Origin of the sequence: Promineifilum sp. (SeqCode), from assembly GCF_041918635.1 — a bacterium.
GTDB lineage: Bacteria > Chloroflexota > Anaerolineae > Promineifilales > Promineifilaceae > Promineifilum.
Map to the genome: position 1 here is coordinate 1 of NZ_JAYRVJ010000720.1, position 7,581 is coordinate 7,581.

At 66.6% G+C, this 7,581-nt stretch carries 6 protein-coding genes; 1 reads left to right on the forward strand and 5 read right to left on the reverse strand.

Going from position 1 to position 7,581, the window contains the following annotated elements; all coding sequences use genetic code 11:
* Positions 1-181 precede the first annotated feature (181 nt).
* A complete protein-coding gene (locus ACE3UY_RS21015) occupies positions 182-889 on the forward strand; it encodes a histidine phosphatase family protein (protein ID WP_374689434.1) in 708 nt (235 codons plus the stop codon).
* 147 nt (positions 890-1,036) lie between these two features.
* Here the strand turns inward: ACE3UY_RS21015 and ACE3UY_RS21020 are convergent, their stop codons facing one another.
* From ACE3UY_RS21020 to ACE3UY_RS21040, 5 genes are all read right to left on the reverse strand, one after another.
* Entirely contained in the window at positions 1,037-2,686 is a 1,650-nt protein-coding gene (locus ACE3UY_RS21020; protein WP_374689435.1) for an LpqB family beta-propeller domain-containing protein, read from the reverse strand.
* A 63-nt stretch (positions 2,687-2,749) separates the two neighbouring features.
* The gene (locus ACE3UY_RS21025) at positions 2,750-4,393 is read right to left on the reverse strand and encodes a hypothetical protein (protein WP_374689436.1); all 1,644 of its coding nucleotides are present in this window, start codon (positions 4,391-4,393) and stop codon (positions 2,750-2,752) included.
* Between the two features lie 198 nt (positions 4,394-4,591).
* Positions 4,592-6,178 carry a hypothetical protein gene (locus ACE3UY_RS21030; RefSeq protein WP_374689437.1) on the reverse strand — a complete coding sequence of 529 codons (1,587 nt, stop codon included), beginning with the start codon at positions 6,176-6,178 and terminating at the stop codon, positions 4,592-4,594.
* Between the two features lie 18 nt (positions 6,179-6,196).
* Complete coding sequence (locus ACE3UY_RS21035) at positions 6,197-7,102, reverse strand: MBL fold metallo-hydrolase (RefSeq protein ID WP_374689438.1); 906 nt, start codon at positions 7,100-7,102, stop codon at positions 6,197-6,199.
* 115 nt (positions 7,103-7,217) lie between these two features.
* On the reverse strand, positions 7,218-7,581 hold a 364-nt coding region (locus ACE3UY_RS21040), incomplete at its 5' end, for a hypothetical protein (RefSeq protein WP_374689439.1).

The window sequence follows — 7,581 nt, forward strand, 5'->3', positions numbered from 1 at the left end:
ACTAACGGCCTGCTCCGCCTGCCACAGACCTGACAGGTTCCCCCAAACACCTGTCAGGTCTCCCTCCCCCTGCTACAATCACTCCCAACTGACCTACTGAATACTGAATACTGCTTACTGCTTACTGAACACCTGGGCAGACACGCAGGTCTGCCCCTACTGACCCACTGAATTACTGCCCATGCGCCTCTACATTCTCCGTCACGCCACCCCCGACTACGCCGCCGACGCCCTGACCCCCGCGGGCCACGCCGAGGCGCGCGCCCTGGCCGGCCGTCTGGCCGGCGAGGGGCTGACCGACCTCTACAGCTCGCCGATGGGCCGCGCCCGCCAGACGATGCAGTACACGGCTGACCTGACCGGCCTGCCCTGCGCCGTCGAAGAATGGCCGGCCGAACTGATGGACGTGCGCGCCGACGACCCGTTCCTGTCGCGCCCGCCCCACGTCTTCGACCTGAGCGGCGAGCTGTTGCGCCGCCACGCGCCGCTGCCCATGCTCGACAACTGGCACACCTTCCCGCCCTATGACTTCCCGGAAGTGCGCGCCCGCGTCGAGGCCATCCAGGCCGGCTCCGACGACTTTCTGGCCCGCCACGGCTACGTGCGCGACGGCGGCCTCTACCGCATTGAGCGGCCCAACCGCCGCCGGCTGGCCGTCTTCTGTCACAATGGGGCGGGGCTGGCCTGGCTGGCCCACCTGCTGGCCGTGCCCGTGTCGCTGATGTGGGTCGGCTTCTACCTGCACCCGGCGTCGATCACCACCGTCCTGTTCGACGAGCGCAACGAGCGCTACGCCACGCCGCGCTGCCTGGGCCTGGGCGACGTCGGCCACCTCGTCGCCGCCGGGCTGGCGTTGAATCCGGTGGGGATTAAGGCTAATTATGAGTAGGGGCTAGGGGTTAGGGGTTAGGGGTTAGGGGCTAGGGAAGAACGCGCTTCCCTAGCCCCTAATCCCTAAAACCTAGTCCCTACCAGATCACCGGCACGTCATACCGCCGCAAATTTGGGTCGGCCGGCAGTAGCGCAGTCAAGTAGCTCACCTTCGTACGATGACCGGCATATAAAACGTCGGCGGCGCTAACAGGCTGTCGTCGAACGTGGCGAAAAGCTCGAAGCGATCGACCACTTCCTGGGTAGCTTCGTAGACCACCTGGCGGCCGTTGGGGCTAAACTCATAACAGCAGTGGACGTCGCCGTCGGTGACCAGCGGGCCGTTCACTTTCGTGGCCCCGCCGCCGGCGATGGGCACGCTGTAAAGCTCCCAGACGTCGGCCGCCTCCTGGTCGGCGCGATACACCACCTGCTTGCTGTCAGGGCTGATCAACAGATCGCGGACGTGATGGCCGGCCAGCGGGCCATTGAGCTTGACGACCGCGCCGCCGGTGATGGGCGCGCTGTAGAGTTCGACCGTGTTGTCGGTATCCTGATCGGCGCCATACACCACCCGCTTGCTGTCGGGGCTGATCTGGAGATTTTGGTTGAGGGCGGCCGTCACGTCGCCGCCCGGGGTCAGCAAGCCGTTGAGCTTGACGGCCGCGCCGCCGGCGATGGGCGCGCTATAGAGCTCCAGAGTCTCGTCCGTCTGTTGATCGGCGAGATAAACGACTCGACTGCTATCGGGGCTGATCTTAAAAAGCGACCAGATATCGCCGCCGGCGACGAGCGCGCCGTTGAGCTTGACGGCCGCGCCGCCGGTGATGGGCGCGCTATAGAGTTCGTAGACATCGTCCGCCTGCTGGTCGGCTGAATACACCACCCGGCGACTGTCGGGGCTGATGCCAAAACCCGCTACGTCGCCGCCGGTAACGAGCACGCCGTTGAGCTTGACGGCCGCGCCGCCGGCAATGGGCACACTGTAAAGTTCATGGACCTCGTCTGTCTGCTGATCAGCTCTGTACACCACCCGGTCGCCATCGGGACTGATCTGATAACTGAAATCGACACTGCCGCCACCGACGAACGGGCCGTTGAGCCGGGTGGACGCGCCGCCGGCGATGGGCACGCTGTAGAGTTCGTAAATATCATCCGACTGCTGGTCGGCATCGTACACCACGCGCTGGCCGTCGGGACTGACGCGAAAGAACCGGACGTCGCGGAAGGCGGCGAGCGAGCTGTTCAGCCGGGTCACCTGACCGCCGGTGATGGCTACGCTGAAGAGTTCGTAAGCCTCATCCGCCTGCTGGTCAGCCCAATACACGACCCGCGCCCCGTCAGGGCTCAGCTGGAAGTTGGCGACCATACCGCCGGCGACCAGTGGAGCATTCAGCTTAACGATCGGCCCGCCGGCGATGGGCGTGGTGAACAACTCGACCACCCCTGCCGTCTCCTGCGGCGCGGTGTAGACCACCCGGGCGCTGTCAGACGTGATGGCGAAGTAGCTAATGCCGCTGCCGGACGGCAGGAGCCCGCTGAGGCGGACCGGCTCACCCTTGCCGTTCGAGAGCGCACTATACAGTTCCCGGGCGTTATCCGTCTGCGCGTCAGCCACGTAGACCGCAAAGCGACTGTCTGGGCTTAACATAAACTGCATAACACTGCCATTAGGTTGCAGGTCGCCGTTGAGCTTGACGTTCACCAACATTTGCGGCGTCGCCCCGGCGGGCGCGCCCCGGTGCAATAGCAACACAGCGCCGAACAGGAAGGCCAGCGCGACGAACAGCCGGCTGGCATAACTTGTGCTTATCATGATTACCCCCACGAACGCCGTTTCCGGTTCAATCCACGTTCATCCCATCCATCCGCGGCGACCTCACCTGTGGGAAATGACCGGCACGTAAACCGGCCGCGCCGCCGGCAAGCTGTCGTCGAACGTGGCGAACAGTTCCCACTGCTCGTCCACCAGCTGATCGGCCAGATAGACCACCTTGCGGCTGTCCGCGCTGATCAGGTAGTAGTGGGCCGTGATCTCGCCCACGTCGCCCCCGTCCACCAGCGGCCCGTTCACCTTCACAGCCGTCCCGCCGGCGATGGGCGCGCGGTAAAGCTCCCAGTCCTCGTTCACGTCCTGGTCAGCCCAATAGACCACGTAGCTGCTGTCCGGGCTGACCTTCACGTCGTCCACATCGCCGTTGGTGACCAGCGGGCCGTTCAGCCTGACCGGCGCGCCGCCGGCGGTGGGCACGCTGTACGCCTCAGCCACCCCGGCGGTGTTCTGCGCGGTTCGGTAGACCACGCGCTGGCCGTCCGGGCTGAGCATGAATTCGAGAATGTAATAGGGGGGAAGCAGCGGGCCGTTGAGCTTGACCGGCGCGCCGCCGGTGAGGGGCGTGCTGAAAATCTCTACGACCCCATCCGTTTCCTGATCCGCCCCGTAGACCACCCGGCTGCCGTCCGCACTGAACTCCGCCGAGCCGACGTCGCCCCCGGCGACGAGCGGCCCGTTCAGCTTCGTCGCCGCCCCACCGGTGATGGGCACAACGAATAGCTCCCGGACTTCGTCCGTCTCCTGGTCAGACCAGTAAACGACCCGCGTCCCGTCGGGGCTGATGAGGTGGCCCGTCGCGTCCCGGCCGGCGGCCAGCGGCGGGTTGAGCCGGACAGCCGTCCCACCGGCCATAGGCACGGCGTAGACCTGCCACGTCTCGTCGGTCTCCTGGTCGGCCGTGTAGGCGACCCAGCCGCCCACGTCGCTGACGGAGAACCCCAAAATGGAGCCGCCGGCCACCATCAGGCCGCTGAGCTTGACCGGCGCGCCGCCGGCGATGGGCGCGCTATACAGTTCGTATGGCCCGCTCGCCGTCTGTTTGGCCTCATAGATGACCCGGCTGCTGGTCGGGTCTATCTTGAGGTCGCCCACTTCGCCGCCGGCCGGCAGCGGGGTATTCAGCTTAACCGATGCCCCGCCGGCGATGGGCGCGCTGTACAGTTCGTACACCTCGTCGATGTCCTGATCGGCTACGTACACCACGCGGCTGCTGTCGGGGCTAATCGCGTAGCTGCCGACGTCGCCGCCGGCCACCAGCGGGCCGTTCAGCTTAACCGACGCGCCGCCGGCGATGGGCGCGCTGTACAGTTCCCGCACGCCGGCCGTGTCGCGGGCCGCGCTGTAGACCACCCGCGCGCTATCGGGCGTAATCCTGTAGCCCGGCCAGTCGCCGCCGGGCGGCAACGGCCCGGACACACTGACCGGCGCGCTCCCGCCGGTCGTGGGCGCGCTGAACACTTCCAACGCGTCGTTCCCGTTGGGGTCGGCGGCGTAGACGACGTACTGGCTGTTGGCGCTGATGTAGAAGTACTGCTGGTTCACGTCGCCGTCGGGCGGCAATACGCCGCTGATCTTGACGTTAACCGGCGCCTGGGGAGCCGCTTGGGACGAGAAGTGGAAGATGAGCAGGACGGCCGCCGGCAACAACAGCGCGAAGCGCAGCCGCCTGGCGTGGGTGGAAGTAGTCATGAAGGGCCTCCATACTGATTGCGATGGATGGCCGGCCGCGTCCAGCCTGTCGAGATGCGGCCGGAACTACTCAGGATTATATCTTCGCGGGCCAGCAATGCCATATAGAGTGCGAAGACCTGGCAGGTGGGCGGCCAAAGCCTCTCTGGCGGAAATGAACCTTCAGGCCGCCCACCTGTCAGGTCTTGGCTCAACCAATTAGCGGCGCACCACGGGCATGTAGACTGTCGGCGTCAACTGGCGGTCGTCAAAGGCGGCAAACAGCGCAACCTGCTCGTCCACTTCCTGATCGGCCAGATAGATGGCCCGCCGGCCGTCGGGGCTGAGCCGGAAGCTCACCACGTCGCCCCCGGCGACCAGCGGCCCGTTGAGCCGCGCGCCCGCTCCGCCGGTGATGGGCGCGCTGTAGAGTTCCACGCGCCCGGCGGCGTCCTGGTCGGCCCGATAGAACACGCGGCCCAGCGCGCTGCTGATCCGGCTTTCGTAGACATTCCCCCCGGCCGGCAGCGGCCCATTCAGCCGCGCCACGGTACCGCCGACAATGGGCGCGCTGTAAAGCTGGTACGGGCCGTCTCTCCCCACTCTGGCGCGGTAGACGACCCAGCGCCCGTCGGGGGCGATCTCGAATGACCAGATCAGCCCCCTCGCGCCCAGCGGCCCGTTCAGCTTGACCGCCGGGCCGCCGTCCAGGGGGGCGCTGTATAGCTCGAACAGGTCGTTCGTGTGCTGGTCAGCCAGATAGACCACGTGGTCGTTCGTGACCGCGAAGGCGGCCACGTCTCCCCCGGCTGTCAACCGGCCGTTAAGCCGCACGACCGGCCCGCCGCCCGCGGGAGCCAGGTACAACTCGACCACATCGTTGGTATCCTGGTCGGCCATGTAGGCGACGCGCCGGCCGTCGGGCGACAGGGCAAATCGTTCCACGTCGCCGCCGCTGACCAGCGCTGGGTTCAGCCGCGCCGCTGCCCCGCCGCCGACCGGCGCGCTATAGAGTTCATGCGTATCGTCGGTCGTCTGGTCGGCCTGGTAGATGACCCGGTCGTCGGGGCCGACGGCAAAACTGGCTACGTCGCCGCCCGCCGCGAGCAGGCCATTCAGCTTCACCCCCGCCCCGCCGGCAATGGGGGCGCTGTAGAGTTCGAACGTCTCGTCCGTTTGCTGGTCGGCCAGGTAGACCACCCGGCCCTGGGGCGTCAGGCGATAGAACCAGACCTCGCCGCCAGCGGTCAGCGCGCCGTTGAGCTTGACGACCGGGCCGCCGCCGATGGGCGCGCTGTGGAGTTCAAACGTCCCATCCACCGTCTGATCGGCAAAGTAGACCACGTAGCGGCCATCAGGGGCGATGGTGGCATTTTCGACATCACTGGTGAGGGGCAGGGGGGTGTTGAGCTTGGCGATGGGGCCGCCGGTCAGGGGTGTGACGTACAGCTCCTTGACCCCGGCTGTATCCTGGGCGGCGATGTAAACCACGCGCCGGCTGTCGGGGCTGAGGTCATAGGATTGGACGCCGACGCCGGCGGGCAGCAAGCCGCTGAGACGGACAACCGGGTCGTCGCCCAGCGTGGACGCGCCGTATAGCTCAAAGGCCTCGTCCGTCTCGGCATCGGCCACATAGACGACGCGGCCGTTGTCGGGGCTGATGGCAAAGTTGATCACGTCGCCGGCGGGTTGCAGGGGGCCGCTCAGACGCGGGTTGCGTGGTTCTGCGGGGGCCGGTCGCGGCGCGCTGAGCATCAAGGCCAGCATCAAAATGCTAAGCCGCCCTCCGGCCAGGGAGAAGCGCATGATAAGATACAAACCCCCTTAGCCCTGCTTTTTCCGCAGGTACCGCAGAATCCCATCCACCGACATAAACAGCGGGTTCGCCAGCTCATAGCTCTCGATCAGGCTGGGGGAGAGGTGGTGCACCGACGCCCGCTGCCGGTTCCAGGCGATGTACTCGGCCGCCAGCGCGTCCCGCTCCACCCCCGCCGCCCGCCGCTCGGCCACGAACGCTACCGCGTCCACCATCAGCACCCGCAGGGCTACCAGATGCCCATGCACGTCGTGCACCGGCCCAAAGTGCGTCGGGTAGATCGTCCGCAACTCCTCGCTCTCCAGCCGGTGGATCGTCTGGAGCCACGTTTCCAGGTGAAACTCCGGCGGCGGCGCGGGCAGGTCGACCAGGTTCACCAGCGGCAGGTTGATGCCCGCCGCGTCGCCCGTGAAGGCGATCTCCCCGCTGCGGAAGTCACGCAGTTTGTAGGCGTGGTGGTGATAGGCGTGGCCGGGGGTGTCGAGGGCCACGAACGTCAGCCCACCCGCCTCCACCCGGTCGCCATCGTAGAGCGGCGTCACCCGGTCGGCCGGCGCGGGCAGGATCTCGCCCCATAGCGATTCCATCCGGTCGCCGTAGATGCGCGTGGCGCTGGCCAGCAGCTTGCCGGGGTCCACCAGGTGGGGCGCGCCGACGTGGTGGACGTAGATCTGCGCCCCCTGTTGCGCCCACCAGCCGGCCGCCCCGGCGTGATCGAGGTGGATGTGGGTCAACAGCACGTGGCGAATGTCGCCGGGGCCGAAGCCGTGGGCGGCCAGCCCATCGAGGACGGCCGGCAGGGTGGAGCCGGGGCCGGTCTCGATGAGTACCGGGCCGCCCGTCCCGACCAGCAGGTAGACGGCCGTGACTTGAGGCATACCTTGGAAGCGGGTGTCGAGGATGTGGAGTTTCATCTCTTGATCATAACTTTATCCCGATTATGGGTGCAACTCTTTGCTAATTATGAATTAGGAATTATGAAGAAGACGCCGGCTCTTCGTTCATAATTCATAATTCATAATCTCTTATTCATAATTTCTCTTGCCAGTACCATACCCCACCGCCCCGCCCGCGCCAATAGCGCTCCCGTTCGTGCCGGGCCAGCGCCGCCGCTTTGGCCGTGCCGTAGAAGCGCCTGGTGGGCTGCGGCTCGCCGTTCCCCGTCATCCCGTCATGGAACAGGTCGGCGAGCGCCCGGTTCAGGCGCTTCTGGCGGCCGCGCGGCAGTGTCGCGTGCGGTCCGGTGTACTCGTTGGGCAGTTGCCAGGCCAGATAGACCGCGCCGGGGCGGCCGTGCCGCCCGGCGCGGTCGCGCAGGCGGAACAGCGCCCGGCCGCGCCGCCAGGCCATCTCGTGCGCGTCGGCCGAGCCTATAGGCGGCCCCACCACGATC